This window comes from Nocardia sp. CNS-044 (assembly GCF_059570515.1).
Genome location: NZ_JCANSX010000006.1, coordinates 1,330,896 through 1,355,345 on the forward strand (window position 1 = coordinate 1,330,896; position 24,450 = coordinate 1,355,345).

The window sequence follows — 24,450 nt, forward strand, 5'->3', positions numbered from 1 at the left end:
CCCCCCAACATTTCAGGAGTTTCGAATGTCCGCACTGCGTGGAATCTTCGTCGGCGCGCTGATCGGTGCCGCGACACTTGTCGGCAGCGGCGCCGCTACGGCCGAACCGCTTCCGCTCGAACCGTTCACTCCGGCGGCGACCGAGTCCGTCGCGGGCGGGCTTTGTGACGCCCACCCCGCTATCGGGCTGTGGTGCTTGATCAGCCAGTCGGCGTAGTCGTACCCGCAGCACGGCTGCGCGCGGGAACGACCTCTGCGCGGGTCGATCCCCGCGCGGGGACCCGCGCGCGTCAGATCCGGCGCATCACCGAGACGACTTTGCCGAGGATCACGGCCTCGTCGCCGTCGATGACGTCGTAAGCCGGGTTGCGCGGTTCGAGGTAGACGTGACCGTTGCGGCGGCGGTACACCTTCACGGTCGCCTCATCACCGATCATGGCGGCGACGATGTCGCCGGAGTGCGCCTCGTTCTGCTGGCGCACCACCACCGTGTCGCCGTCGCAGATGGCGGCGTCGACCATCGAATCGCCGCGCACGCGGAGCGCGAAAACCGTTCCTCGACCGACCAACTCGCGCGGCAGCGTCAAGGTGTCGTCGGCGTGCTGGTCGGCGAGGATGGGCGTGCCCGCCGCGATGTCGCCGACCACCGGCACGGTCACCGAGGCATCGGAGGTCTCCGCCCGCGACGTGCCCTGGAGGAACAACCGCACGTCGATCGGACGCGCCATCCCGGAGCCGCGCCGCAGGAATCCCCGCTCCTCGAGGCTCTTCATGTGCTTGGAGACCGTCGACGCCGACAGCCCGACCGCGTCACCGATCTGCCTGCCGTTCGGCGGATACCCGTACTCGACCACCCAGTCCCGAATCACGGCCAGGATCCGCTGCTGGCGCGGCGGCAGCGTCGAAGTATCGAGATGCTCGAAGTCGTATCCGGTCACCTCGGGAATGCTAGAGGCGCGCTCGGACAATTCGGCTCGCGACTCGGTCGCCCTCTACGGTTGGACTATGTCCGGAGATGCGGCGCGGGACTTCTACGACCACTTGGCCGGCGAGTATCACCTGCTCTATCAAGACTGGCCCGCGGCGGTCGCGGGGCAGGGGCGGGCGTTGGATCGGGTATTGCGGGGGCGGTTGGGGGCGGGTCCGTCGACGGTGCTCGACGCGGCGTGCGGGATCGGCACGCAGGCGATCGGGTTGGCGGCGTGCGGACACACCGTGGTGGGGATGGATCTGAGTCCGGTGGCGGCGGCGCGGGCGGCCGAGGAGGCGCGGACCAGGGGTTTGCGCTTGCCGACCGTGGCGGGCGATATGCGGGCGCTGCCCTTCGCGGGCGGGTGGGCCGACGCGGTGGTGTGCGCCGACAACGCGCTGCCGCATCTGCTCACCGCCGTCGAGGTGGGCACCGCGCTCGGGGAAATGTGGCGGGTGCTGCGACCAGGCGGTCTGCTGGTGCTGACGACCCGCGACTACGACGCGCTGCGCGCCGCGAAACCCGCTGGGATGCCGCCGAAGTCGATCCATTCCAGCGCGGGACGCACCGTCACCTTCCAGCTCTGGAGCTGGCACGAGGACGGCGAGCGGTACGACTTCGAGATGTTCCGGCTCACCGAGGGCGGCGACGGCTGGGCCGTCCGGGTCGGCGGCGCGCGCTATTGGGCGCTGACCAGGGCACAACTCACGGAGTTCGTCACGGAGGCGGGCTTCGTCGAGCCGACCTGGCACACCCCCGAGGAAACCGGCTTCTTCCAGCCGGTGCTCACCGCACACCGCTCGGGACCGGCCTGAGGTCCGCCGAGTTCGTCCGCACGACAGTCGACCGGACAGAGCGGAACCGTAGCGAGCGAGCCGTGGCGAGTTGATGCCCTACGTAGTACCCTACATTGCATGAAGACCAAGACGAGCGTGTACCTCGAATCCCAGCAGGCGGCCCGTCTCAAGCAGGTCGCGGAGGAATCGGGCCGATCGGAAGCCGATCTCATCCGAGAAGGGATCGACCTCGTACTGCTCCGCACACAGAAGGTCCGCCGAACTCGACCGTGGCCGTCGTTCGACTCCGGCGATCCGAGTTTCGCCGCCGATAGTGAGGAATCGCTCGGCGAGGCCTACGGGCTGTGAGCTTCTTCATCGCCGACACCTCGGCGATCCTCGCGGCCTACGACCGCGCCGCCGAAATGCGAGAGCGTGCCCGCGACTTCCTTGCCACCTCGGTGGCCGTTGTCTCGCCGCTGGTGCTCGATGAGATCGATCACCTGTTGATCGCCCGATTCGGCAAAGACCGTCGCGTCGCCGATCTCGTCCTCGACGACCTCCTCGCCTCCGCTGAGGAAGGCGCGGTACTGATCCCGGCGATCGACCGCGACGATCTCCGCGTGTCGCAAAAACTCATCGAGCAGTACCGCGGACTGCGACTCGATCTCGCCGACGCGGTCAACGTCGTGCTCGCCGAGCGCTATCTCACCAACGACATCCTGACGTTGGACGAGAAGGATTTTCGTGCCATCAGGCCCCTCACGCCTGCCCACGTCTCATTTCGATTGCTCCTCCAGGACAGCTGAGTCTGCCGCGCGCTCGGTGCCGATCAAGTCGAAGAGTTCCGCCGCCACGCGGTCCGGGAGTTCGATGCCCGGGAAGTGGGTGTGACCGTCGAGGCGGGTATAGCCGAACCACGGGTGGGTGCGGCGGAATTCCTCGTGCACGGCGTCGTAGTCCAGGGACTTCGGGTGCGAGAAGACGTGGCGCACCGGGCGCGGCTCGGTGAGCTTGTCGAGGCGCCCCATCGGCGAACCCCATGTGGCGTAGGCGTTTTCGATGACGCGCCCCGAGCGCGCCCACATGTCGAAACCGTGGCCGCCCGCCTCGTAGCGCACGTGATCCAGCACCGACTGGTCGACGCTGCCCGCCAGCCAGCTGTCCACCAGCGCCTGCTGGGCGGCCCGCCAGGTCTCCTTGCGCTGGAGCGCCTGGAGTCCGGCGGCGAACTCCGGTGGCGGCGGGGACATGATGAGGTCGAGCAGCAGTAGCGCGGGAACCCGTTCGGCACCGAGCTTTTCGGCGATGTCCATCGCCGCCCAACCGCCGTGCGCGTGCGAGAGGGGGATGAAGGACTCCACCTCCAGCGCGTCGAGCAGGCCGATGGTGTCGGAAACCTGTTCGGCCACGCCGAAATCACCGACGAGCGTGCGGTCGACGCCGTGGCCGCGCCAGCACACCCGCACCACCCGGTGGTGCGGGCGCAGGTACGGCAGCAGCCGGTCGAAGGCGCGATGGTCGTGGCCCCAGCCGGGCAGCAGCACGATCGCGGGCCGCCCCGGCGCGTAACCCTGGTCGTCGAAACCGATCTCGACGCCGTTGATCCGATAGGTGTTGAGCATTCTCTTCTCCTGTTTCTTGTTCGGCGAGCGTTCTCACGAAGCGGTCGGGCGCAGCTTGGTCGCGGCCAGCTGACTGTCGGTGAACCCGGAGGTGCGCCCGACCAGGCTCAGCAACGGGTCGCGCACCGCGTCGGGCACGGTGTTGAGCAGTCGCATCCGGTACGAAGTCCGCTGTGTGCGTTCGACATCCGGTCGCTGCTCGCGCTCCCAGGCGGCCAGCGCGTCACCCAGGGCAAGTCCCGACCTGCTCACCGTCGCGGCCAGCGAGACCGCGTTGGTCATCGCGGTGCCGCCGCCCTGCCCGAGGTACGGCGGCTGGGCGTGCGCGGCGTCGCCGAGAAATGCGACCCGGCCGCACGACCACGAGCGGAGGCGAATGTATTCGAAGGTGTCCCAGCGAATCGGAATGCCCTCGGCCCGCCGCAGCAGGTTCTCCAGGCCGGGAAAGCTACGCACCCAGGACTCGAAGTCGATGCTCGAGCCGCGCGTCGACGGGTCGTCCACATCGGAAACCAGTGCTAGATAGACGTGTTCGGGGGTGCACGGCGTGTAGAGCAATCGGCGCCGCCCCTGGAAGTACTCGAGGTGCTGGAGCAGGTCCTCGGCGGGAAAGTAGTCCGCCGACGCGGGCACCATGAGCCGCGCCGCTCCTTGGCGCATCCGCACCCGCCGGGTCGCCATATCCAGCCGGTCGCGCAGCCGGGAGTGCACACCGTCGGCGGCGATGACGAGGTCCGCTGTCTCCGTGCGTCCGTCGTCGAACGCGACGGTACCGTCCGGGTCCGCCGACACCGCGCGGGAATCGGTGACCAGTTCCACGCCCGCACGCTCGGCCGCGTGCACCAGAGCCTCGATCAGCCGGTCCCGGAGCAGCGTGTAGCACCGTGGCTGACCCGGCCCGTTGATGCCGATCCGGTAGAGCGTGCGGCCGATCCGCGAGCGCGCCTGCACGGCCGGTCCGATGTGCGCGCCGAACGTGGCTTCGCGATAGGCGCCGATCGCCTCCAGCGCGGACAAACCGTTGTCCCACACGTAGATTCCGGCTCCGACGGCGCGGATCGCGGACTGCCGCTCGTGCAGCCGCACCGTCCATCCGTCCATGGCCAGCGCGGTGGCCGCGGTGAGCCCGCCGATGCCTCCGCCGATCACTTCCGCATGTCGTCCCACCGACCGGTTCCGCTCGCGTCCTTTCACGGGAGCTCCAGAACGGCAGGCGAACCGGGCCGATGACGGGGCTGGTCGCCGAGACTTCCGGTTCGCACGAATTCGCCCCAGTAGCGGCGGGTTCGGGCGCCGAGCTCGTCGAGACGAGCCGGGTCCAGCGGGCGCACCATGGGCGCCGCGCGCCAGTCGTCGGCCGCGCCGAACAGCAGCGGCAGTTCGACGCAGTGACACGCACCGAACGGGCCGTCCGGATGCAGCGCGCCGAACCGGTAGCAGAAGACCGTGCCACCGGATTCGGTCAGCAGGTCCGCGAACTGTAATACGCCTTCCTCGAAGATTTTTCGGCCGACGATCCGCTCGGCAGCGGCCGTCAGGCGCGCCCCGACGACCGGCATGCGCCGCACCCTGCCGAACACCGGGTGCGGCCCGCCGTAGAACGCGCGCATCTCCGCCGCCGTACTGCCGACCAGCACCGGCGTCCGCGCCGCGCGCTCGCGGACCAGCCGACGCCAGTCCTCGTCACCGGGCAGCACCTCGGTCTCGCACACCGGAAGGAAGGGCGGCGCCGAGTTCAGGCCGCCCAGTCCCGCCAGACGCATCGCTGTCCGTCCCTGTGCGGCAATAATTTCCGCAACGGCCGCAGACCGTGGATCGCCGCCGAGCTCGCTGAGAAACACCGCACCGACCCGCTCGGCGTCAGCGGGCCGATGGAAGCCGACGCCGAACGGCGCGCTCTGCACGATCGCCCGCCCGAACAACCCCTCGGCCCGGCCGATGCCCAACAGCGCGACGACCGACTGCGCGCCCGCCGACTGACCGGCGACGGTCACCCGCGCGGGATCACCGCCGAAGGCGCGAATGTTGTCGCGGACCCATTCGAGCGCCGTCAGCTGATCCAGCAGGCCCAGGTTGCCCGGCGAAACCCCCGGTGCGCGAAGGTAACCCAGCACGCCGAGCCGATAGGACACGGAGACGACCACGATTCCGGTCTCGCGCACCAGCCGGTCCGCGTCGTAGAGATTCCATTCGCCGCCACCGGTCAGGTACGCACCGCCGTGCAACCAGACCAGCACGGCACAGCCACCGGGTACGGCCCGGGCCGGCGCGGTGACGGTGAGCGTGAGGCAGTCCTCGGACTGTTCGAACGGCGCGGGCGTGCCCATCACCGACGCGAGCCGGGCGGGCAGTTGCGGCGCGCTCGGACCCCGGCTCGTCGCGTCACGCGTCCCGTCGTGCGCCGGTACCCGCTCGGGCGGCCCGAATCGCTCGGCGCGCGCGTACCGGATGCCCCGGAACGCCACCACGCCGTCGGCGCTTTCGCCACGCAGACCCCCGCGGACCACATCGTCCATGTCACTCTCGCCTTCTAACGCAAGTCGACTTGCGTTGTGGGTACACGGTAGGACCCGCATGGAAATAACGCAAGACGACTTGCGATAATCGAGATATGGCGAACCCTCAGATCCGCGGCGCGCGATTGCGGCAGGCCGTGCTCGACGCCACGCTGGCGCGCATCGAGTCCGTCGGCATCGAGCAGGTGCGCGTCGCCGACGTCGCCGACGCCGCGGGCGTGCACGAGACCTCGATCTATCGCCGCTGGAAGACGCTGCCCAAACTGCTGCTCGACGCGCTGCTCGCGCGTTTGGACGCGGAGGTGCCGATCGCCGACACCGGCTCGGCCCGCGCCGATTTGGAGGCTTTCCTCGCCGATCTGATCCGGTTCGCCGAGACGCCCTCCGGCGCCGCGCTGATTCGCGGCACCGCCATCGCCGACAACGATCCCGAGGTGGCCGAGGCGCGCAGGCAATTCTGGGTGGCTCGACTCTCCGCCTCGGAGGAGATCGTGCGCCGCGGGATGGCACGCGGCGAGCTCGTGCCGACCACCGACCCGAGGCTGATCATGCTCACGCTCGGCGGATTGGTGCACTTGCAGGTCACCCACCTCGGCGGCGCGATTCCGGCCGCCTGGGCCCGCGACGCCGTCGATCTGGTGCTGAGCGGAGCCGCGACGCGCTGAGCAGGCCCGCGCCCCCTCGCACCCCCGCGTGAAACTCCTGACCGCGTCTGTGAAACTTCCGAGCCCGCCCGCGCGAATCACTGAGTGGGCCAGTGGGAAATTTCGGAATCTCTCAGGTTGACCCACGATGATGTGGCCGTGCCCGACCGCTCCGCGAACAGTTCCGGAACTACGATCGTGGCGGCAGGCGAAACCGGCAGGCGAGCGAAAGGCGTGGTGAACGCACGGTGAGCAACAACCCGGGACGGAAGAATCCGCTGCTGAATGCGGAGCGCGCCGACCGTAACCGCAAGATCCTCATCCAGGTGGCGGTGGCCGCCGTGCTGATCGGCCTGATCGCCGCGATCGGCATCGGAATCGCGATCAAGAAGGCGGAGAAGGACGACCCGGGCCCCACCCCGAGCATCGCCGCCGCGCAGGCGCCGGGGGCCGTCACCGGATCCCTCACCGACAACGGTTCCATCCGCGTCGGCAAGCCGGAGGCCAAGGTCACCGTCCGGGTGGTCGCCGACCTGCAGTGCCCGGCGTGCAAGGCCTTCGAGGCCGCCTACGGCAAGGTGCTGGAGGACGCGGTCGCCAACGGCAGCGCCGCGGTCGAATACAACATCATCTCGTTCCTGGACAAGGCCTCCACCACGGAGTACTCGACCCGCGCGGCCAACGCCTCCTACTGCGTCGCCCAGCAGGACCCGACGAAGTACCAGGCGTGGCTGAAGGCGATGTTCGCCGAGCAGCCGCCGGAGGGCGGCAACGGCCTCACCGACCAGCAGCTCATCGATATCGCGAAGTCGGTCGGCTACACCGACGAGGTCGCGAGCTGCATCACCGACCGCACCTATGACAAGTACGTCGCGTCGACCACCAACCAGGCCTTCGACAGCGGCATCCAGTCCACGCCGACGGTCTTCGTGGACGGCAAGCAGGTCAACCCGAGCGCGCTCGAGCAGGCCATCGCCACGGCGGCCGCGGGACAGTGATCGCCGCGCCACCCCGGTCCGCCTGGCTGCTGCTGATCTGCGGCCTGGCGGGCTGGCTCGCTTCGATGGCGCTGACCATCGAGCGGTTCAAGCTCTTCACCGATCCCGACTACCGGCCCTCGTGCAGCATCAATCCGATTCTGTCCTGCGGCTCGGTCATGGTGACCGATCAAGCGTCGGTGTTCGGATTCCCGAATCCGCTGATGGGCATCGTCGGCTTCTCCGTGGTCGTCACCCTCGGCGTCCTCGCGGTGGCCGGGCTCGGGTTCCCGAAGTGGATCTGGGGTGGCCTGTGGCTGGGCACGGTGGTGGGCATCGGCTTCGTCTGCTGGCTCGTCTTCCAGAGCCTGTATCGGATCAACGCGCTGTGCCCGTACTGCATGGTGGTCTGGGCGATCATCACCCCGCTGTTCGCGGTGGCCACCGATCAGCTGTGGGGTCGTTCGAGCGGCCCGCTCCACGTGCTCGCGGAATGGCGCTGGACCATCGTCGCGCTCTTCTACGCGGTGGTGCTGCTGCTGATCTTCCTGCGTTTCCAGGACTACTGGCTGAGCCTGTTCTGAGCCGAGTCAGTTCGGCGCGCCCTTGCCGAGCACCACGGTCACCGTCCGCTCGACGCCGCCGGGACCGAGCACGCCGAGGCGCACCGTCTCGTCGGGTTTGCGCACGTTGATCGCCGCGCGCAGGGCGCGGGCGCTGGTGATCGCCCGGCCGTCGATCGAGGTGATCACCTCGCCGTCGGCGAGTCCCGCGGCGTGGGCGGGGCTGCCGTAGATCGCGACATCGATGCGCGCGCCACTGGGTCTCCCGTCGGAGATCAGCACGCCGAGCGTCGCGGTCGGGCCGATGTGCACCGTGTCGGTCGGCGTTCCGGAACGGATCTGGCGCACCACCCGCATGGCGGTGTCGATCGGCACCGCGTACCCGTTGGGGCTGTCGACCTCGGGGTCGTGCTCACCCGACGCCGCGGTGATCACGCCGATGATCGCGCCGCGCCAATCGGCGAGCGCTCCCCCGGACTGCCCGGAGGTGACCCCTGCGGCGACCTCCAGCATCCCCGACAGCGCCTTGCGGGACAGATCGGCGGAGTTCAGCGCGACGATCGTGCTGTCGAGATCCGTGATGTTCCCGGTGATCGAGGTCGGCGTGCCGCCCGCGCCGCCCGCGTTGCCGATGGCGAGCACCTCGTCGTGCAGCCGCACATCGGCGGAGCTGCCGAGCCGGGCGACGGTGAGTCCGGCGGCGCCGGGCAACTCGAGCAGGGCGATGTCGACGCCGGAGTCGTAGCCGAGCACGGTGGCCGACCAGATCTGCCCGGTGCCGACCGAGGTCACGGTGACCGTATCGGCGCCCTTGACCACGTGATGGCTGGTCAGCACCTGGCCATCGGCGCTGAGCACGATGCCCGATCCGGCTGCGCCCTGACCGAACGTCTCGGTGGCGGTGCTGATGTGCACCATGGCCGGTTCCACCGCGGCCGCGACCGCCGCACGGTCCAGCGGCGGCGTCTGCGCGGGCGGCATCGGCGCGATGGCGGTGCCCGGGCCGGTGAACAGCGGCCAGCCAGGCAGTTCACCGCGATAACCGAGAAAGCCCGCCAGACCGAGCACGGCGACGACGATCAGCGTGAGCGCTCGCCCGCCGCCGCTACCGCGCCGTCCGTCGTCCATGGGCACTCCCGCCTTGCTATGCCTGACGAATTCCATTGTGGCCGGAGATCTTCTTCGTAGATCAGGAATTCCGGTCCCCGCTGCGGATCGGAGAACCGGACGGTATGGGCATCCCCGGCGCTGGGCTCGACAAACCTCTGGGCTCGACAAACCCGAGCATGCGACGGTAGGCATGTATCCATGAGCACCGCTGCCGCCGCCTACGCCCTGCCCGCTCCGGACGGAGCCTTCGAGAAGGTCACCATCGAGCGCAGGGAACTCGGTCCGCACGACGTGCTGATCGACGTCAAGTACGCGGGCATCTGTCACTCGGACATCCACACCGCGCGCGGCGAATGGGGCGGCACCCGCTACCCCTGCGTGCCCGGCCACGAGATCGCGGGCCTCGTCGCCGCGGTCGGCTCGGCGGTGACCAAGTACAAGGTCGGTGACCGAGTCGGCGTCGGCTGCATGGTCGACTCCTGCGGCAAGTGCGCGCCGTGCCTGGCCGACGAGGAGCAGTACTGCCAGGTCGGCGCCACCATGACCTACAACTCCACCGTGGACCCCGCGGTGCAGCCCGGCGGCTACACCATGGGCGGCTACTCCACGCAGGTGGTGGTGACCGAGAACTTCGTCGTGGCCATCCCGGAAGGCATCGGCCTCGACGTGGCCGCGCCGCTGCTGTGCGCGGGCGTCACCCTGTTCTCGCCGCTGCGGCACTGGCAGGCCGGGCCGGGCAAGCAGGTGGCGATCATCGGCATGGGCGGGCTCGGGCACGTCGGCGTGAAGATCGCCGCGGCGATGGGCGCGGAGGTCACCGTGCTCAGCCACTCGCTGAGCAAGCAGGAGGACGGCAAGCGGTTCGGCGCGCATCACTACTACGCCACCGGCGACCGGCAGACCTTCCGCGACCTGCGCGGCCGCTTCGATCTGATCCTCAACACCGTCTCGGCCGACCTGCCGCTGGACGACTACATGAAGCTGCTGAACCTCGACGGCACCCTGGTCATCCTCGGCCTCCCCGAGAACCCGATGACGGTCAAGCCGTTCACGCTCGCCGGCTACCGCAGGTCGCTGGCGGGCTCGATGATCGGCGGCATCGCGCAAACCCAGGAGATGCTCGACTTCTGCGCCCAGCACGGCATCGGCGCGGAGATCGAGCTGATCTCCGCCGACGAGATCGACAGCGCCTACGACCGTGTCGTCGCGAGCGACGTGCGGTACCGGTTCGTCATCGATACGGCGACGATGTAAGGCGAGAGTTGTCCACAGGCTCCGTCCGACGGGGCCGGATCAGCGCACTCGCGGCGGCCGTGCACCCATCCCTCGGCCCACAGCGTGGCATGTTGCGGGCGCGGGTTCCTCTCGCGTAAGTACCGTGGATTTGTGTCCGCGGATGACGAAGACTCGACCAACCCGAAGTCCGATGCGGGAGATTCCGCCGCGCGCGGGACCGGTGCGCCACGTGCCGGAGCACCCGGCTCGAAGGAGCCGGGCCCCGGGGCACCCCGGTTCGAGAAGCCGCGTTCGGAGGCAGTGAAACCCGCAGCGCCGAGATCGGCGAAGCGCGAGCCCGACTCGGATCGCGGCGGCGGGGTGCTCACCGACCTCTCGGCCGGTCCGCCCCCGTGGCTGCTGCGCGCCTTCCTGCTCGCCGCCGCGACGGTCGCGGGCCTGATCTTCGGATTCTGGGTGTTGCAGCGGCTCCAGGGTCTGCTCACCGTGCTGATGGTCTCGCTGTTCCTCGCCTTCGCCATCGAACCCGCGGTCAACTGGCTCGCCGCGCGCGGGGTGCGACGCGGACTCGCGACGGGCGTGGTGTTCCTCGGCCTGCTGATGATCGTCGTCGGGTTTGTCTACACACTCGGCTCGCTGCTCGTCGACCAGGTGACCACGCTGGTGCAGAACGCGCCCGAATACGCCGACCGCGTCGTCGACTGGGTCAACCAGACGTTCAACACCGAGCTCTCCGGCACCGACATTCAGAAATACGCGACGGAGTGGAGCGACCAGCTCGAGGGCTACCTGGTCGGCTTGGCCGAAAACGCCTGGGGCATCGGCACGGCCGCGATCGGGGCGCTCTTCCAGATCCTCGGCGTGCTGCTGTTCACCTACTACTTCGCCGCCGACGGCCCGCGCTTCCGCAACGCCATGTCCTCGCTGCTTCCGCCGCACCGCCAGCGACATGTGTTGCGCGCCTGGGACATCGCGGTCGACAAGACCGGCGGCTACATCTACTCGCGCGGCCTGCTCGCCGTCTGCTCGACTCTGGCGCACTACGTGGTGCTGCGCGTACTGGACGTGCCGTCGGCGTTCGCGCTGGCGCTGTGGGTCGGTGTCGTCTCCCAGTTCATCCCGACCGTCGGCACCTACCTGGCCGGCGCCCTTCCGGTGATCGTCGCCCTGGTGAACGGCGGTCCCGGTGACGGGCTGTGGATCCTCGGATTCATCGTCCTCTACCAGCAGTTCGAGAACTACGTCCTGCAACCGCGCATCACCGCCACCACCCTCGACATGCACCCCGCCGTCGCCTTCGGCGCGGTGATCGCGGGCGCCGCGCTACTCGGCCCGACGGGCGCGCTGCTCGCCATCCCCGTCACCGCCACCGTGCAGGCCTTCGCGGGCGCGTACATCCGCCGCTACGAGGTGGAGACCGACGTGGAATCCCCCGCCCCCGAACCGACCAAGCCGAACGGCCGGAAAAGAATGCGCGAACTGATGCTTCGGCTCACCCGCACCCAGCACTGACCAGTTTTCCGCGAGTCATGGCGCCGGGCGATCGGCTTGTCACGACCGGAACGACTCCGCGTGCCGGAGCGACCCGGTTCGCGTCGAAGCAACCCCGTCCGCGCCGAAACGACCAGGTTCGCCGGAAGCGACCTGGGTTCGCGTCGCAACGACCCTGATCGCATCGAAGCTACCGGGTCATCCGGCCGGGACGATCAGGCGCAGGACGGCGTCGACCGAGGACTCGGCGAGTTCCTCGTCCAGTGGCAGGTGGCCGAACAGCGCGCGGAAATAGATAGGCGCCGCAACGGCGTCCAGCACGAAGTCCATGTCGATCTCGGGGCGCACCTCGCCGCGGTCGATCGCCGCGCGCAGCGCAGTTTCGGTGGTCTGTCGTCGCGGCTCGAAGACGACGGCAAGGAAATGCTCGCGCAGTTCGGGGTCGTTGGCGAGATCCGCGAGCAGCGCGGGAAGTACCCGATCGAGCGACGTATCGCGCAGGGCGGCCACGAGATCGCGCATCGCCGCGAACAGATCGGCGCGCAGGTCGCCGGTGTTCGCGGTGGGCCGCAGACCGAGCAAGTCGGCGACCACCGCCACGACCAAGTGCCGTTTGGACGGCCAGCGCCGATAGATCGCGGGACGGTGAATCCCCGACCGCGTCGCCACACCGCCGATCGTCAGCTCGGCATATCCGTTCTCGTCCAGCAGTTCTCGCGCGGCCGTCAAGACCGCGACATCGATCCGATCGTCGCGCGCCCGCCCCGCCATCAGAACACCGGCCGCGGCATCAACACGACCAACCAACCGTCCGGATCGGGAAAGCCCAAGCCGCCGTTCGCCGCCCAGTACGGATTCTCGAGCGGTACCGGCTCGATACCGTATTCGCCCAGCCGCTGCACCACGTCGTACATCTGCGCTTCGCCCTCGAAGTAGAGGACCAGCAGGTTCTCGGAAGTCGGTGCGTCACCGGGACTTCCGTCCACATGGGAAGTGAACTCCAGGTGATAGTCGGCGCCGGGCAGCCCGAGCATCACACCGTCGTACCCCGCGTGGTTCTCGAATCGGTACAGCTCGCGCAGGCCGACCCCGTCGACGTAGAACCGCACCACCTCGTCGAGCCGATCCGTCGGCCGCGCGACCCGCACCTGGGCCACCCGTAGCGAATCTGGCCACACTCGTTCATCCACAGTCATGCACAAATGATACGGTACGAACTGTACCGAAATGACAGACGTACTGTACCCGCCGCCGACGAGGCGCCCGCGGCGCTGCGCGGGCCGCGTCTGAACGAACCCGCCTTCGTCCGCGCGTTCCTCATCGCCCACCCGGTCGGGGACCATACGACAGCCCATCCTCCGACGGCTGACGACGCCGGGAGCCAGGCCTCAGCCGCTCAGCCGCTCAGCCGCTCAGCCGCTCAGCCGCCCAGCCGCCCAGCCGCCCAGCCGCCCAGCCGCCCAGCCGCCCAGCCGCCCAGCCGCCCAGTCGCCCAGTCGCCCAGTACGGATCGTCGACGGCCGACCGACACCGCGCGCAAGTCGCACCGAAAACAACGGGCCGCCTTCCCATTTCGCAATGGAAAGGCAGCCCGTGCCGATCGAACTATTCGCCAGTCGGAATGCGCCGACGGATACGCCGGGCAGCCGCGACCATGTTGCGCAACGAGGGCTCCAGCTGCCAGTAGTGGCGGGTCTTGAGTCCGCCGTCCGGATTGGCCCACAGCCGTTCCGGGGTGACGGCCGCGGCCGCGGCCGTCAGCAGCTCGTCGAGTTCATCGATGTCCGGGATACGGGCCGAACGGCTCTCGTACACACCGGGACCCACGCCGTGGCTCAGGCCGTGACCCGAGGCGCAGTCCTCCTTGAGCGCCTTGAGCACCCACTCGATGGAGCGGGTCGCGACGATCGCGGTGACGTCGGCGTCGAGTTGTTCGATGGCCTCCACGACCTCGGCGCGGCCGGAATAGCCGATGTGCGTGTGGATCTGGGTCTCCGGCCGAACGCCGGAGGTGGCCAGCCGGAACGCGCCGACCGCCCAGCGCAGGTACTCCGCACGCCCGATGTTCCGCAGCGGCAACATTTCTCGGATCGCGGGCTCGTCCACCTGGATGATCGAGATGCCCGCGCGCTCCAGATCCACCACCTCGTCACGGATCGCCAGCGCCACCTGGTCGGCCGTCTCGTGCAGCGGCTGGTCCTGGCGCACGAACGACCGCGCGATCATGGTGACGGGACCCGTGACCATGCCCTTGACCGGCTTGTCGGTGAGCGACTGGGCGTAGGTGATCCACTCCACCGACATCGGCGCGGGACGCGAGACGTCGCCGTAGATGATCGGCGGGCGCACACAACGGGATCCGTAGACCTGCACCCACCCGAAGTGGGTGGTCGCGAAGCCGTCCAGCAGCTCGGCGAAGTACTGGATCATGTCGTTGCGCTCGTGCTCGCCGTGCACCAGCACGTCGAGGCCGATGTCTTCCTGCAGCCGGATCGTCGTCTCGATCTCGGCCTCGATGCGCTTGCGGTACTCCTCGTAGGACAACCTGCCCTCGCCGAGTTCGTAACGGGCCTGGCGGATCCGGTCGGTCTGTGGGAACGAGCCCAGCGTGGTGGCGGGCACCGGGGGTAGATTCAGCTTGGCCTGCTGGGCGATTCGGCGCTCCGCGTAGGGTTCGCGCTCGCGCATCTGCGGCGTGATCGCGTAAACCCGTTGGCGCACCGCGTGCTTCTGCTTGAAGTGCACCTCCGTCGGCCGCTTGCGCCACTTGTCCGAGGGGCCCTCGGTGAGCGCCTTGGCGAGCGAAACCACCTCACCCACCTTCTGTTTCGCGAAGGCGAGGCGGTCGGCGACGTTGCCCTCGATGTCGTATTCGACGAGCAGGTCGTAGGGCACGTGCAGCAGCGTGCTACCGGTGGAGACCACCAGATCCGGGCACACCTTGGCCAGTTCGTTGAGGTATTCCAGCGTGACGTAACGGTCGGCGCGCCACACGTTGCGGCCGCTGATCACGCCCGCGTACAGCCGCTTGCGTCGGATGCCCGGCACCTCGGCGAGATCCTCCGGGCGGATCCGGTGGCTGGCCAGGTCCAAGCCGATGGCCTCGACATTGGACGCGGCCAGAATCGCCAGCGCCGGACCGAAGTCGCCGTACTGACCGGTGACCAGCATGCGCGGACGCAGCGGCGCGTGGGACAGCCGCTGGTAGGCGCGCTCGAAGGCGGCCAGCTCGGCGTCGCTGCGCTCGCTGGTGAACATCGGCTCGTCCAGCTGGACGCAGGTGGCGCCGCGCTTGGCGAGAATCTCGAACAGCTCCTCGTAGACCGGGAGCAGCTTGTCCAACAGGGTGAGCGTGTCGAACTCCGGCTCGCCGGGCACCTGCCCCGCCTTGGAGAGCAGCAGCAGCGACAGCGGACCGAGCATGACCGGCCGCAGCTCGATGCCCTGCGCCTTGGCGCGGTCGAATTCGTCGAGCAAGGCCTCGGGATGCAGCGAGAACTCGGTCTCGCCGTCCAGCTCGGGCTGGCGGTAGTGGTAGTTGGTGTCGATATAGCGCACCAGCTCGAGCGGCGGCAGATCGGGCCGCCCGCGCGCCATCAGGAAGTAGAAGTCCAGCGGCTCCATCACGTCGTGGTAGGGCTGGAACCGCTTCGGCACCGCGCCGAACATCAGCGCGTTGTCCAGGACGTGGTCGTAGAAGGAGAAGGTGTTGCCGGGCACCTGGGTGAGTCCGGTGGCCGCCAGCTCGCTGAACTGCTGCTCCTGGATGTCCCGGCCGACCGCGAGCAGCTCCTCACGCGAGAGCGAACCGCGCCAGTAGGACTCCAGTGCCCGCTTGAGTTCCCGGTGCGGCCCGATCCTGGGATAACCCAGAATGCTCGACCCGTAGCCATCCGTGACGTTGACCATGCGCGGGAACTCCCTTTCGATCACCTGCGCGATATCCGCTCCGCACGGCGGACGACGCGCAGCGCTGCGCTTTCGGTGTCCCGCCGAGCCGCGTCAACGACTCGGCGTCCTTGCAGCTTATGCCGTTACTACTGGTATCACTGCGAAGCGATGAGCAGCTGCCCCCAGCTCAGCCGGCCCACCTGTCGATCATCTGAACACTCCCAGCCACCCCCTGGGCGAGTCTTACGAGCCCGCTCGCGGCCGTCTCGCTGCTGAGCGTCAGGGACGAAGGCCCGGCGAACTCCTTCGCCCGACGCGACAACCGATCTCGCGAGGGCCGGACAACTCGCCGGGTACGACCGAAATCGGTTCGACACCCAACCGCCGGCACCGGTGCCCGACGCCGACGGCTTCGCGCCGCCCGCTAGTTACGCGGCGAGGCGGGGGAGTTGTACTGGTAGAAACCGGCGCCGGTCTTCTTGCCGAGCAGGCCCGCCTCGACCATGCGCATCAGCAGCGGGGGCGCGGAGTAGAGGGGTTCCTTGAATTCCGCGTACATCGAGTCGGCGATCGACTTCACGGTGTCCAGCCCGACCAGGTCGGTCAGCGCCAGCGGGCCCATCGGATGGGCGCAGCCGAGCACCATGGCCTTGTCGACGTCTTCCTTTGTCGCGAAACCGGATTCGACCATGCGGATGGAGGAGAGCAGGTACGGCACCAGCAGCGCGTTGACGACGAAGCCGGAGCGGTCGGCCGAGCGGACGACCTGCTTGCCGAGCACGTCACCGGCGAAGGCCTCGGCGCGCTTGGCGACCGCCTCGCTGGTCTTGAGCGTGGTGACCAGCTCGACCAGCGGCAGCACCGGCACGGGGTTGAAGAAGTGCATGCCGACGACGCGCTCGGGGTTCGCGGTCGCGACGGCGATCTTCATGATCGGGATGGACGAGGTGTTGGAGGCCAGCACCGCGTTCGGGTCGGTGACGACCTTGTCGAGCTCGGCGAAGATCGAGGTCTTGACCTCTTCGTTCTCCAGCACGGCCTCGACGACCAGCTGACGATCCGCGAAATCGCCGAGGTCGGAGGTGAAGCGCAGCCGCCACGCGGCCTGCTCACGCTCGCGCTCGGTGATCTTGCCGCTGCTCACACCGCGATCCAGCGAGCGGAGGATGCGGGCGCGGCCGGCGGCCGCTAGTTCCCGGGTCTGTTCGTAGACGAGCACGTCGACGTGCGCCCGGGCGCACACCTCCGCGATTCCGGCACCCATCTGTCCGGCGCCGATGACGCCGACACGCTGAATCTTCTCGCTGCTCACGTCCCGCTCCTGCTGGTCTGGTGTGGCTGGGATGGCTTGGGGGTTCTGGTCCAAGTTATAGGGATGCCCTCCCCGCCGGGGCTGTTCGGCGGGGAGGGCGGTACACCCCTACTCGAGTAGAGGATTGCGGGCCTGCATCACTGCGGGCTGGTCAACTCAGTGGAACTGACCCTCTTCGGTGGAGCCCTTGAGCGCCGCGGTGGAGGTGTTCGGGTCGACGGTGGTGGCGATGGAGTCGAAGTAGCCGGCACCGACCTCACGCTGGTGCTTGATGGCGGTGAAGCCACGCTCGGCGGCGGCCTTGAACTCGCGCTCCTGCAGGTCGACGAACGCGGTCATGCCTTCGCGGGCGTAGCCGTGCGCCAGGTCGAACATGCCGTAGTTCAGCGAGTGGAAGCCGGCCAGGGTGATGAACTGGAACTTGAAGCCCATCGCGCCGAGCTCACGCTGGAACTTCGCGATGGTCGCGTCGTCCAGGTGCGCCTTCCAGTTGAAGGACGGCGAGCAGTTGTAGGCCAGCAGCTGGTCCGGGAACTCGCCACGGACGGCCTCGGCGAACTTGCGGGCGACCTCGAGGTCCGGCACACCGGTCTCCATCCAGATGAGGTCGGAGTACGGGGCGTAGGCCTTGGCACGCGCGATGCAGGGCTCGATGCCGTTCTTCACACCGAAGAAGCCCTCGGCGGTGCGGGTGCCGTCCAGGAACTCGCGGTCGCGCTCGTCGACGTCGGAGGTGATCAGGGTGGCGGCCTCGGCGTCGGTGCGGGCGATGACCACGGTCGGCACGCCGGCGACGTCAGCGGCCAGACGCGCGGAGGTCAGGGTGCGGATGTGCTGCTGGGTGGGGATCAGCACCTTGCCGCCCAGGTGGCCACACTTCTTCTCGGAGGCCAGCTGGTCCTCCCAGTGCGAACCGGCGACACCGGCCGCGATCATGGCCTTCTGCAGCTCGTAGACGTTGAGCGCGCCACCGAAGCCCGCCTCGCCGTCGGCGACGATCGGAGCCAGCCAGTTGGCGACCGAGGTGTCACCCTCGACCTTGGCGATCTCGTCGGCGCGCAGCAGCGCGTTGTTGATGCGGCGCACGACCTGCGGCACCGAGTTGGCCGGGTACAGCGACTGGTCCGGGTAGGTGTGGCCGGAGAGGTTCGCGTCACCGGCGACCTGCCAACCCGACAGGTAGATCGCCTTCAGGCCGGCGCGCACCTGCTGCACGGCCTGGTTGCCGGTGAGGGCGCCGAGGGAGTTGATGTAGTCCTCGTTGTTCACGAGATCCCACAGGATCTCCGAGCCGCGGCGAGCGAGCGTGTGCTCCTCGACGACGGTGCCCTGGAGCTTCACCACCTGGTCCGCGGTGTAGTTACGGGTGATGCCCTTCCAGCGCGGGTTGGTGTCCCAATCCTGCTGGATTTCCGCAGCGGTCTTCGGGGTGCCGGTGGTCGACATCTCTGACTCCACTTCTTTGGTCGGTCGGTGCCGCGCTTGCCGAGATTTCACTCGATCTGCTGGAGCGGCGATTTGCAGGGTTGCTAGGCCCTTGGGGTGTACTTCCACACGATGGCACACCGGGAAATAGCCGTCTACCTGTTGCTAATGTGAATCTCAGCTAGGTTTCGCCTACTGTTTGCTAACTCTGCGAAATTTGCGGGCGAATTGCAAGCATTCAACCTACCCGCGAGTAGCCCTGACGTGGGGTTTTAGCGTAACGCTTGTACTGTTTGCGTTCCGCGTCCGCCCCCTCGGCAACACGCCGGGGCGATCCGGTCTGTGAGTCGATTCACAGGGTGGGGCGGCCGCCCTCCGTGTGGGCCAGGACACCCGCGCCGCGGGAATGCGGCAGACTTGGGCGGAGAGCCATTCTCGAGCATGCGTCCAACTCCACCGAGGTGCCCCCCGCGCATCGAAGGGTCGGGAGGGCGCCCAATGAACACATCGGCGTGTACACATCCAACGTGTCCCCACGCTCAGCGAACAGGAGCCCCATGCGGAAGCTATGCCTCGCGGCGGCTGTGACGGCCTGCGCGACCGCCCTGCTGTACCCGTCCACCGCGAGCGCGGACCTCGCGGCGGGCACTTTCGAATCCGTCGCGCCGCTCGCCGCGGTCGCGACACCGCCGGACGCCGCCGACGCGGCCCGCCTCCTGTACCGCTCCACCACCGCGGGCGACGCTCCGACCACCGCCAGCGCCGCGGTCTACTTCCCGGCCGGAACGCCGCCCGAGGGCGGGTGGCCGGTGATCGCGTGGGCACACGGCACCGTCGGTCTCGGCGACGACTGCGCCTACAGCATCACGGGCCCAGGCGCCCGCGAACGCGACTGGGCCTACCTGGGCACCTGGCTGAAGCAGGGGTACGCCGTGGTCGCCGCCGACTACGCCGGACTCGGGACGCCGGGCGAGCACCCCTATCTCAACGGCAAGGTCGAGGCGCACAACGTCGTGGACGCGGTGAAGGCCGCGACCAGCCGGTATCCCTCGCTGGCAAGGAAGTGGGTCGTCGTCGGCCAGTCCCAGGGCGGCGGCGCGGCCGTCGTCACCGCCCGCTACGCCACCGAGTTCGGCGGGCCCGACCTGGACTACCGCGGCGCCGTCGGCACCGGCGTGCCCGCCTACATCGAGGACATCCTGCTGCCGCTCGGCCCCGGCATGCCGCCGCTCGAACTGAGCGCGCACAGCACCGCCTACGTGCTGTACATCCTCAACGGCCTGCGCACCACCTACCCCGAACTCGACATCGAGTCCTACCTGACCGACGCGGGCCGCGACTGGCTCGTTCGCGCCCGCACCGCGTGCATCAACGAATTCGGCGACGAGCTCGGCGCGGCCAACGTCGTCCTCGGCGACCTCTTCACCCGCCCCCTCGCCCAGATCCCCGACCTGCGCGGCGTCCTCACCCGGACCATGGGTCTCCCCGAATCCGGCTACGACCGTCCCCTCTTCCTCGGCCAGGGCCTGCGCGACACCGACGTCATCACCCCCGCCACCCTCGCCTTCGCGGCGACGTTGCAGGCCAATGGGCAGCCGGTCACGGTGCGGACCTATCAGCAGGACCACAGCGGAACGGTCAACGCCTCCCTACCCGACTCCCTGCCGTTCGTGCGAAACCTGTTCTCCTGACTCGAACCGAGAGGGCACGGCGCCGCGCGAGACCGGCAAGCGCCGACTGCTGCGATTGCGGCGGTTCAGCGGTTTCACTGCGGCACCCGTCCCCTATTTGTCCGAATTCGCTGTCAGCGCAATAGAACTGAGGACATTCGGGTGCCGAGCGACACCGGTCACGAGTAGTTTGCGGGCATGTCCGCAGCGCCGCGATCGAACTCGCATGACGCGTACTTCCGGCACGTCAGTGTCGGCGACACCCAGCAAGCCGATCTGCAACCGCTCATCGACCGACTCGGTCCACGAGCCAAGGAGGCCATTGTGACCACCGCCGAACGGCTCCGCGCCGAAGGTCGCGCCGAAGGTCGCGCGAACGCCTTGATCGATCTGCTGACCAGCAAGTTCGGACCGATCCCAGCCAGGATCGCCGACACCATCCACACCGCGGACCCGACGCAGGTACGAACCTGGACCGTCCGCGTCCTGACCGCCACCACCCTCGACGAGGTCTTCGCCTGACCGCTGTGCCCGCGTTGTCATCATCGCTGGGTGCGATCGCCGATTGAGAACGTGTTACGGGGCCGCCTTGGCCGACCAGCCGTAGAACGTCGCGACCGCGCCGGGCGCCACGGTCGCGATGGGTTCACCGGTGCAGTCGTTGGAGGAGAAGACGAGGAAGTTGCGCGCACTGCGGTTGTGGAAGTGAATATCGCGCGGGAAGCCGCTGGCCCAGCACTCGTCCAGGTTGCTCAGTAGTTGAACGCTTGGGCGTGGGCAAGTTTCGGTTGCCGCGCGGCGGTCGCTCGTCGCCCGCCACGCCGCTTCGTAACCACACGCACCGCACGATTTCCGCCCGGTGAAACTACGGCAGCGGGTGACTGCCTTCTTTTCCCGATATGGATCTCGGTCGACACGAGCGCTTCGCGAGCGGCGCCAAGGCCCGCGATTCGTTCCTGCTGGCCCGATGCTCCTCGCACAGTTGCCCATTCCCGCGCCGGATGTAGGCCGGGTCCAGTCGCTGCGCGAAAGTCAGGTTCTCGCGGCGCCAGCAATCGCCGCAGGCGAACTCGCTCATATCGGCCTCCTCGTTCCTCCGCTCAGCGTGTTGCCCAAGAGTTCCCAATTACAAGGGGAATCGAGGCCGTGTATCCATACCATCGCCGTTTGGCGGCCATACCGTGACCGATCCGGGCGACAGGTGGGGCGGAGGTCGTTCATTCGGCCATCGAGGTGCGACACACGAGTAGTCGGCCGCCGCACCCAGCCGATGTACGAGGAGAGCAAGCCCGCGGACGAAACGCGCGCTCTCCGAAGCCAACTAGATTGGCTCCGGAGGCGCCTGGCAACAGTGTTCTACGGGGCCGCTTTGGCGGACCAGCCGAAGATCGTCGCGACTCCACCCGGAGCCACGGTTGCGGTGGGCTCGCCGGTGCAGTCGTTGGATGCGTACACGAGGAAGTTGCGCGCACTGCGGTTGTGGAAGTGGATATCGCGCGGGAAGCCGCTGGCCCAGCACTCGTCCAGACTGCTCAGTTCCAGTGTGTTGTCGATGATCACCACTTGCCGCCCGTCCCCACCGCCGAAGGAGCCGGTGGGGAAAGCTGCGGCGGTAGGAGCGGCTACGGACACCGCGGTGATGGTGAGAGCGCCTATGCAAGAAAGCATTCCGAGTTTCACATGTCGAGGCTACAAGCCACGCGCACATCACATCCCAGGCCTGTCACCGCGTTCGCTGCGCATGTCGACGTCGACATGCGACACCCTGCTCTGTCCGAGCGATCGAGCGCCCAAGGAAGTGACTACGTGAAGCGAACATCCGCGGTGTCAAGACCGAATATCTTGCGTCCCGCCGACTTCGCGACGATGACGACGACAGCGCTCCTGGTCTCGGGATCGATCGACTTGATGCGCCCGGTGAACTCGACGCTCCCGGCGGCGGAGGCTTCGACGACCGTGTAGTTCGACAGCCGGACCCCGTACCTGGTGATCGCGCTGGGGTCACCGAGCCACCCGGTCACAAATCCGGCCCCCAGGCCCATGGTGAGCATGCTGTGGGCGATCACATCGGGAAGACCCGCGAGAGCGGCGACCTCGTCGTGCCAGTGGATCGGGTTCGCATCACCGACACCCCTGCGTAATTGACCAGATCGTTGCTTCCACCAAGCCGCTCCTCGCTCCAGATACGCTCAAGACTTGTAGCCGCATCAGCACAACCGGGATACACGAGTGAACACCACCCTTACACATGACACAGCGCTGTTGCCGAGCGACCGAACGATCGTCGACGGCGAGACCGGGCGACTTGTCCAGTACCAAGGCACAGCGCATCTCCTCGATACGGAGCAGCTGCGCGCTGGACTTGGGCGCCGCTAGGGGGATTGCTGACGTTCTCCGGCTCGCCGGCAGATCTCGGGTGCCGCCGCTGCGTGGCGGTCTACCGCGGGTGTTGGGTCAGGATGGTGCGGATCCAATCGAGTGTGTGATGCAGTCCGTCGTGCAGGGTGTGGTGGGCCGCCAGCCCAAGAGCGACTGGGTGCGGGTGAGATCCGGGTGTCGGGTGACATTCGCGCCGCCCGCCGGAGCGACCTCGACCCAACCGCTGCCGGCGATGTCGACGGCGGTACGGGCGAAAGCCGCGGTGGTGAGCGGGTACGGGCCGCCGATGTCGACCGGTCCGAATGCCGCACTGTCGAGCATGGCGATCACGGCCTCGACGGCATCGGTGACGTAGACGAACGAGCGCCGGTCGCCGTCGGCGAGCTCGAGTGTTTGGTCGCGCACCGCGGCGGCACAGATCGTGGAGGTGACGCGGCCGTCGCCGGGCCACAGGTGCGGGCCGTACACCTCGAACGGCCGGACGATGCCGACGTTCGCACTCTCGCAATAGCAGGCGGCCGCCTCGGCTACGATATGGCCCGCCGCAGTAGCATCGAAAGCGACTGCCAGGCAGCTATTTTCGAGACCATGACGGCCCAGCACATAGGACGCGGCAGCTGGCGCGGTCAACGCCTCCGGGACGCCGGTGACGATGACGATGCGGGCATCGCACCGCGCGGCCAGATCCAGAGCGGCGAGGGTGCCGGTCGACGCCGCCCGCAGCATCTCGATCGGCCGCCGGGCGGCGGAACCGCCCGAGCCCGCAAAGTGCGCGATGTGGGTGACGTCTACGAGGTCGGCGAAGACACCGGGCTCGGTTACGTCGGCGATGCGGAGCGTGAATTGCGGTTGCGCCATGAGCTTTTCGACGGACGCCATGCGGCCGGTACTCATGTTGTGCCGGAACGTTCCGGTCTCGCGCGATCATGACCGCGTACTCCTCGGTCAACACCGGGTGGAAGATCGGCTGATCCGGCAAACGAGGTGGCCACGCATGCCACCCCGAGTCAGCGACCAGCCCTACTCCTCGGGCCCGGTCGGACGCCACAGGGTCGTAGTCGTCAGTTCCCGACTCGTATCCACCCTGCCTCCAATGTATTTGCCAGGCCAGTAGCATGCACAAGGCACTCCAACGGGGTCAATGACCGAATTCCCGCCAGGCGCGGCGGAAAGCGGTTGCTACAACCACGTCGTCAACCGCCTCGAATCCCAGGGCGACGACATGTACCAGGAGATGCACGATAGACCTGTCAATTTCTGTACGATTGAAATCCTCAATCGACCTCAGGCAAGAGACGAAAATTTCGTAAATCGGATCCGCGAGAGCGTGGCTGTCGACGTCGCCGACGACTGGGCCGTACGAAGGAGTTACGACGATGAAGTCCGGAAGTCCGTCCACTCGGTGGTTCTCCCGTATTTGCGCGTCGGACCTGGGACGTCCGCCGTATCGATCGAGAGCGAGATACGACGGCACGATCGCCGCATCACAACCATCGGCGGCAGCAGGCATCTTAGAGCACCTATCAGGTTCGGTTGCGGAGTCTTCGCCAGCAGATGAGGGCGGCGGCGAGGTCGAGGAGTCCTTGGTGGATGTCGGTGCGTCGTTCCCAGCGGGTGGCGAGGCGGCGGTACTGGTGCAGCAGGGCAAGGGATTGTTCGACGATCCATCGCCCTGTCACCTTGTCGTGGGTGCCGCGGCGGGGGATGTAGCCGGTGATACGACGTTGCCGCAGTTCGGTATACACGCGCGGATAGTCGTAGCCCTTGTCCGCGATCAGTGCCTTGATCCGGTGGCGAGGCCGACCCGTTCTGCCGCGCAGCGGCCGGACCCGGTCGAGCAACTCCGGCAGCATCAGGTGGTCGTT

At 68.0% G+C, this 24,450-nt stretch carries 25 protein-coding genes and 1 pseudogene; 11 read left to right on the top strand and 15 right to left on the bottom strand.

Annotated features, from left to right (window positions below; genetic code table 11):
• The first annotated feature begins 25 nt into the window (after positions 1-25).
• Entirely contained in the window at positions 26-217 is a 192-nt protein-coding gene (locus T333_RS14695; RefSeq protein WP_354998814.1) for a hypothetical protein, read from the top strand.
• A gap of 73 nt (positions 218-290) precedes the next feature.
• Here T333_RS14695 and lexA read toward each other — a convergent pair whose 3' ends face one another.
• Positions 291-938: a transcriptional repressor LexA gene (lexA, locus tag T333_RS14700; RefSeq protein ID WP_357254289.1), complete on the bottom strand. Its 648-nt coding sequence runs from the start codon at positions 936-938 to the stop codon at positions 291-293.
• A gap of 67 nt (positions 939-1,005) precedes the next feature.
• On the opposite strand from lexA, the gene T333_RS14705 reads away from it, so the two are divergent.
• The 3 genes from T333_RS14705 to T333_RS14715 all read left to right on the top strand — a co-directional run bounded on the left by T333_RS14705 (position 1,006) and on the right by T333_RS14715 (position 2,555).
• Positions 1,006-1,785, top strand: coding sequence for a class I SAM-dependent methyltransferase (locus T333_RS14705; RefSeq protein ID WP_496424734.1), 780 nt, complete (start codon positions 1,006-1,008; stop codon positions 1,783-1,785).
• A 99-nt stretch (positions 1,786-1,884) separates the two neighbouring features.
• Positions 1,885-2,115 (top strand): ribbon-helix-helix domain-containing protein, encoded by a 231-nt coding sequence (locus tag T333_RS14710; protein ID WP_496424735.1) that lies wholly within the window; start codon positions 1,885-1,887, stop codon positions 2,113-2,115.
• Positions 2,112-2,555 carry a PIN domain-containing protein gene (locus T333_RS14715; RefSeq protein ID WP_354998810.1) on the top strand — a complete coding sequence of 148 codons (444 nt, stop codon included), beginning with the start codon at positions 2,112-2,114 and terminating at the stop codon, positions 2,553-2,555. Before T333_RS14710 ends, T333_RS14715 begins: the two co-directional genes overlap by 4 nt.
• Here the strand turns inward: T333_RS14715 and T333_RS14720 are convergent.
• The 3 genes from T333_RS14720 to T333_RS14730 are packed head-to-tail and all read right to left on the bottom strand — an operon-like array spanning position 2,526 to position 5,887.
• Positions 2,526-3,371 (bottom strand): alpha/beta fold hydrolase, encoded by an 846-nt coding sequence (locus tag T333_RS14720; RefSeq protein ID WP_496424736.1) that lies wholly within the window; start codon positions 3,369-3,371, stop codon positions 2,526-2,528. The genes T333_RS14715 and T333_RS14720 overlap by 30 nt on opposite strands.
• A gap of 33 nt (positions 3,372-3,404) precedes the next feature.
• Entirely contained in the window at positions 3,405-4,538 is a 1,134-nt protein-coding gene (locus T333_RS14725) for an FAD-dependent oxidoreductase (protein WP_496424737.1), read from the bottom strand.
• A 23-nt stretch (positions 4,539-4,561) separates the two neighbouring features.
• Positions 4,562-5,887: a carboxylesterase/lipase family protein gene (locus tag T333_RS14730; protein WP_496424738.1), complete on the bottom strand. Its 1,326-nt coding sequence runs from the start codon at positions 5,885-5,887 to the stop codon at positions 4,562-4,564.
• A 95-nt stretch (positions 5,888-5,982) separates the two neighbouring features.
• Between T333_RS14730 and T333_RS14735 the strand changes: the two genes are divergently transcribed.
• From T333_RS14735 to T333_RS14745, 3 genes are all read left to right on the top strand, one after another.
• Positions 5,983-6,552 (top strand): TetR-like C-terminal domain-containing protein, encoded by a 570-nt coding sequence (locus tag T333_RS14735; protein ID WP_496424739.1) that lies wholly within the window; start codon positions 5,983-5,985, stop codon positions 6,550-6,552.
• A 227-nt stretch (positions 6,553-6,779) separates the two neighbouring features.
• On the top strand, positions 6,780-7,529 hold the full coding sequence (locus T333_RS14740; protein ID WP_496424740.1) for a DsbA family protein: 750 nt from the start codon (positions 6,780-6,782) through the stop codon (positions 7,527-7,529).
• A complete protein-coding gene (locus T333_RS14745) occupies positions 7,526-8,092 on the top strand; it encodes a vitamin K epoxide reductase family protein (RefSeq protein WP_357254302.1) in 567 nt (188 codons plus the stop codon). Before T333_RS14740 ends, T333_RS14745 begins: the two co-directional genes overlap by 4 nt.
• A gap of 6 nt (positions 8,093-8,098) precedes the next feature.
• On the opposite strand, the gene T333_RS14750 is transcribed toward T333_RS14745, so the two are convergent.
• On the bottom strand, positions 8,099-9,199 hold the full coding sequence (locus T333_RS14750) for a S1C family serine protease (protein WP_354998803.1): 1,101 nt from the start codon (positions 9,197-9,199) through the stop codon (positions 8,099-8,101).
• A 180-nt stretch (positions 9,200-9,379) separates the two neighbouring features.
• Between T333_RS14750 and T333_RS14755 the strand changes: the two genes are divergently transcribed.
• On the top strand, positions 9,380-10,435 hold the full coding sequence (locus T333_RS14755; protein WP_496424741.1) for an NAD(P)-dependent alcohol dehydrogenase: 1,056 nt from the start codon (positions 9,380-9,382) through the stop codon (positions 10,433-10,435).
• 282 nt (positions 10,436-10,717) lie between these two features.
• The gene (locus T333_RS14760; RefSeq protein ID WP_496424742.1) at positions 10,718-11,929 is read left to right on the top strand and encodes an AI-2E family transporter; all 1,212 of its coding nucleotides are present in this window, start codon (positions 10,718-10,720) and stop codon (positions 11,927-11,929) included.
• Positions 11,930-12,106: 177 nt separating this feature from the next.
• On the opposite strand, the gene T333_RS14765 is transcribed toward T333_RS14760, so the two are convergent.
• The 5 genes from T333_RS14765 to aceA form a co-directional block, all read right to left on the bottom strand.
• Entirely contained in the window at positions 12,107-12,679 is a 573-nt protein-coding gene (locus T333_RS14765; protein ID WP_354998800.1) for a TetR/AcrR family transcriptional regulator, read from the bottom strand.
• The gene (locus T333_RS14770) at positions 12,679-13,104 is read right to left on the bottom strand and encodes a VOC family protein (protein ID WP_496424743.1); all 426 of its coding nucleotides are present in this window, start codon (positions 13,102-13,104) and stop codon (positions 12,679-12,681) included. The genes T333_RS14765 and T333_RS14770 overlap by 1 nt, the downstream gene beginning before the upstream one ends.
• Positions 13,105-13,513: 409 nt before the next feature.
• The gene (gene metE, locus T333_RS14775; RefSeq protein ID WP_357254307.1) at positions 13,514-15,817 is read right to left on the bottom strand and encodes a 5-methyltetrahydropteroyltriglutamate--homocysteine S-methyltransferase; all 2,304 of its coding nucleotides are present in this window, start codon (positions 15,815-15,817) and stop codon (positions 13,514-13,516) included.
• A 406-nt stretch (positions 15,818-16,223) separates the two neighbouring features.
• Positions 16,224-17,111, bottom strand: a complete 888-nt coding sequence (locus T333_RS14780; RefSeq protein ID WP_354998797.1) for a 3-hydroxybutyryl-CoA dehydrogenase — start codon at positions 17,109-17,111, stop codon at positions 16,224-16,226.
• A gap of 156 nt (positions 17,112-17,267) precedes the next feature.
• Positions 17,268-18,557: an isocitrate lyase gene (gene aceA / locus T333_RS14785; RefSeq protein WP_354998796.1), complete on the bottom strand. Its 1,290-nt coding sequence runs from the start codon at positions 18,555-18,557 to the stop codon at positions 17,268-17,270.
• A gap of 536 nt (positions 18,558-19,093) precedes the next feature.
• Between aceA and T333_RS14790 the strand changes: the two genes are divergently transcribed.
• Together T333_RS14790 and T333_RS14795 are read left to right on the top strand one after the other, a co-directional pair.
• Positions 19,094-20,227, top strand: coding sequence for an alpha/beta hydrolase (locus tag T333_RS14790; RefSeq protein ID WP_496424744.1), 1,134 nt, complete (start codon positions 19,094-19,096; stop codon positions 20,225-20,227).
• A 177-nt stretch (positions 20,228-20,404) separates the two neighbouring features.
• Positions 20,405-20,728: a hypothetical protein gene (locus T333_RS14795; protein WP_496424745.1), complete on the top strand. Its 324-nt coding sequence runs from the start codon at positions 20,405-20,407 to the stop codon at positions 20,726-20,728.
• Positions 20,729-21,562: 834 nt separating this feature from the next.
• Here T333_RS14795 and T333_RS14800 read toward each other — a convergent pair.
• The 5 genes and pseudogenes from T333_RS14800 to T333_RS14820 form a co-directional block, all read right to left on the bottom strand.
• Positions 21,563-21,838, bottom strand: a complete 276-nt coding sequence (locus T333_RS14800; protein WP_496424746.1) for a hypothetical protein — start codon at positions 21,836-21,838, stop codon at positions 21,563-21,565.
• A 170-nt stretch (positions 21,839-22,008) separates the two neighbouring features.
• Positions 22,009-22,358, bottom strand: a pseudogene (locus T333_RS14805) (MaoC/PaaZ C-terminal domain-containing protein); the annotation flags it as partial.
• 302 nt (positions 22,359-22,660) lie between these two features.
• The gene (locus T333_RS14810; protein WP_496424747.1) at positions 22,661-23,479 is read right to left on the bottom strand and encodes an NAD-dependent epimerase/dehydratase family protein; all 819 of its coding nucleotides are present in this window, start codon (positions 23,477-23,479) and stop codon (positions 22,661-22,663) included.
• 244 nt (positions 23,480-23,723) lie between these two features.
• On the bottom strand, positions 23,724-24,095 hold the full coding sequence (locus tag T333_RS14815; RefSeq protein ID WP_496424748.1) for a hypothetical protein: 372 nt from the start codon (positions 24,093-24,095) through the stop codon (positions 23,724-23,726).
• 13 nt (positions 24,096-24,108) lie between these two features.
• On the bottom strand, positions 24,109-24,450 hold a 342-nt coding region (locus T333_RS14820), incomplete at its 5' end, for a transposase (RefSeq protein ID WP_496424749.1).

Bases quoted from the DNA above. Each gene is read 5' to 3' on its own strand.
- T333_RS14695 (WP_354998814.1), top strand. From the start codon at position 26: ATGTCCGCACTGCGTGGAATCTTCGTCGGCGCGCTGATCGGTGCCGCG.
- T333_RS14705 (WP_496424734.1), top strand. From the start codon at position 1,006: ATGTCCGGAGATGCGGCGCGGGACTTCTACGACCACTTGGCCGGCGAG.
- T333_RS14710 (WP_496424735.1), top strand. From the start codon at position 1,885: ATGAAGACCAAGACGAGCGTGTACCTCGAATCCCAGCAGGCGGCCCGT.
- T333_RS14720 (WP_496424736.1), bottom strand. From the start codon at position 3,371: ATGCTCAACACCTATCGGATCAACGGCGTCGAGATCGGTTTCGACGAC.
- T333_RS14730 (WP_496424738.1), bottom strand. From the start codon at position 5,887: ATGGACGATGTGGTCCGCGGGGGTCTGCGTGGCGAAAGCGCCGACGGC.
- T333_RS14735 (WP_496424739.1), top strand. From the start codon at position 5,983: ATGGCGAACCCTCAGATCCGCGGCGCGCGATTGCGGCAGGCCGTGCTC.
- T333_RS14750 (WP_354998803.1), bottom strand. From the start codon at position 9,199: ATGGACGACGGACGGCGCGGTAGCGGCGGCGGGCGAGCGCTCACGCTG.
- T333_RS14755 (WP_496424741.1), top strand. From the start codon at position 9,380: ATGAGCACCGCTGCCGCCGCCTACGCCCTGCCCGCTCCGGACGGAGCC.
- T333_RS14765 (WP_354998800.1), bottom strand. From the start codon at position 12,679: ATGGCGGGGCGGGCGCGCGACGATCGGATCGATGTCGCGGTCTTGACG.
- T333_RS14770 (WP_496424743.1), bottom strand. From the start codon at position 13,104: ATGACTGTGGATGAACGAGTGTGGCCAGATTCGCTACGGGTGGCCCAG.
- metE (WP_357254307.1), bottom strand. From the start codon at position 15,817: ATGGTCAACGTCACGGATGGCTACGGGTCGAGCATTCTGGGTTATCCC.
- aceA (WP_354998796.1), bottom strand. From the start codon at position 18,557: ATGTCGACCACCGGCACCCCGAAGACCGCTGCGGAAATCCAGCAGGAT.
- T333_RS14790 (WP_496424744.1), top strand. From the start codon at position 19,094: ATGCGGAAGCTATGCCTCGCGGCGGCTGTGACGGCCTGCGCGACCGCC.
- T333_RS14795 (WP_496424745.1), top strand. From the start codon at position 20,405: ATGTCCGCAGCGCCGCGATCGAACTCGCATGACGCGTACTTCCGGCAC.
- T333_RS14810 (WP_496424747.1), bottom strand. From the start codon at position 23,479: ATGAGTACCGGCCGCATGGCGTCCGTCGAAAAGCTCATGGCGCAACCG.
- T333_RS14815 (WP_496424748.1), bottom strand. From the start codon at position 24,095: ATGCCTGCTGCCGCCGATGGTTGTGATGCGGCGATCGTGCCGTCGTAT.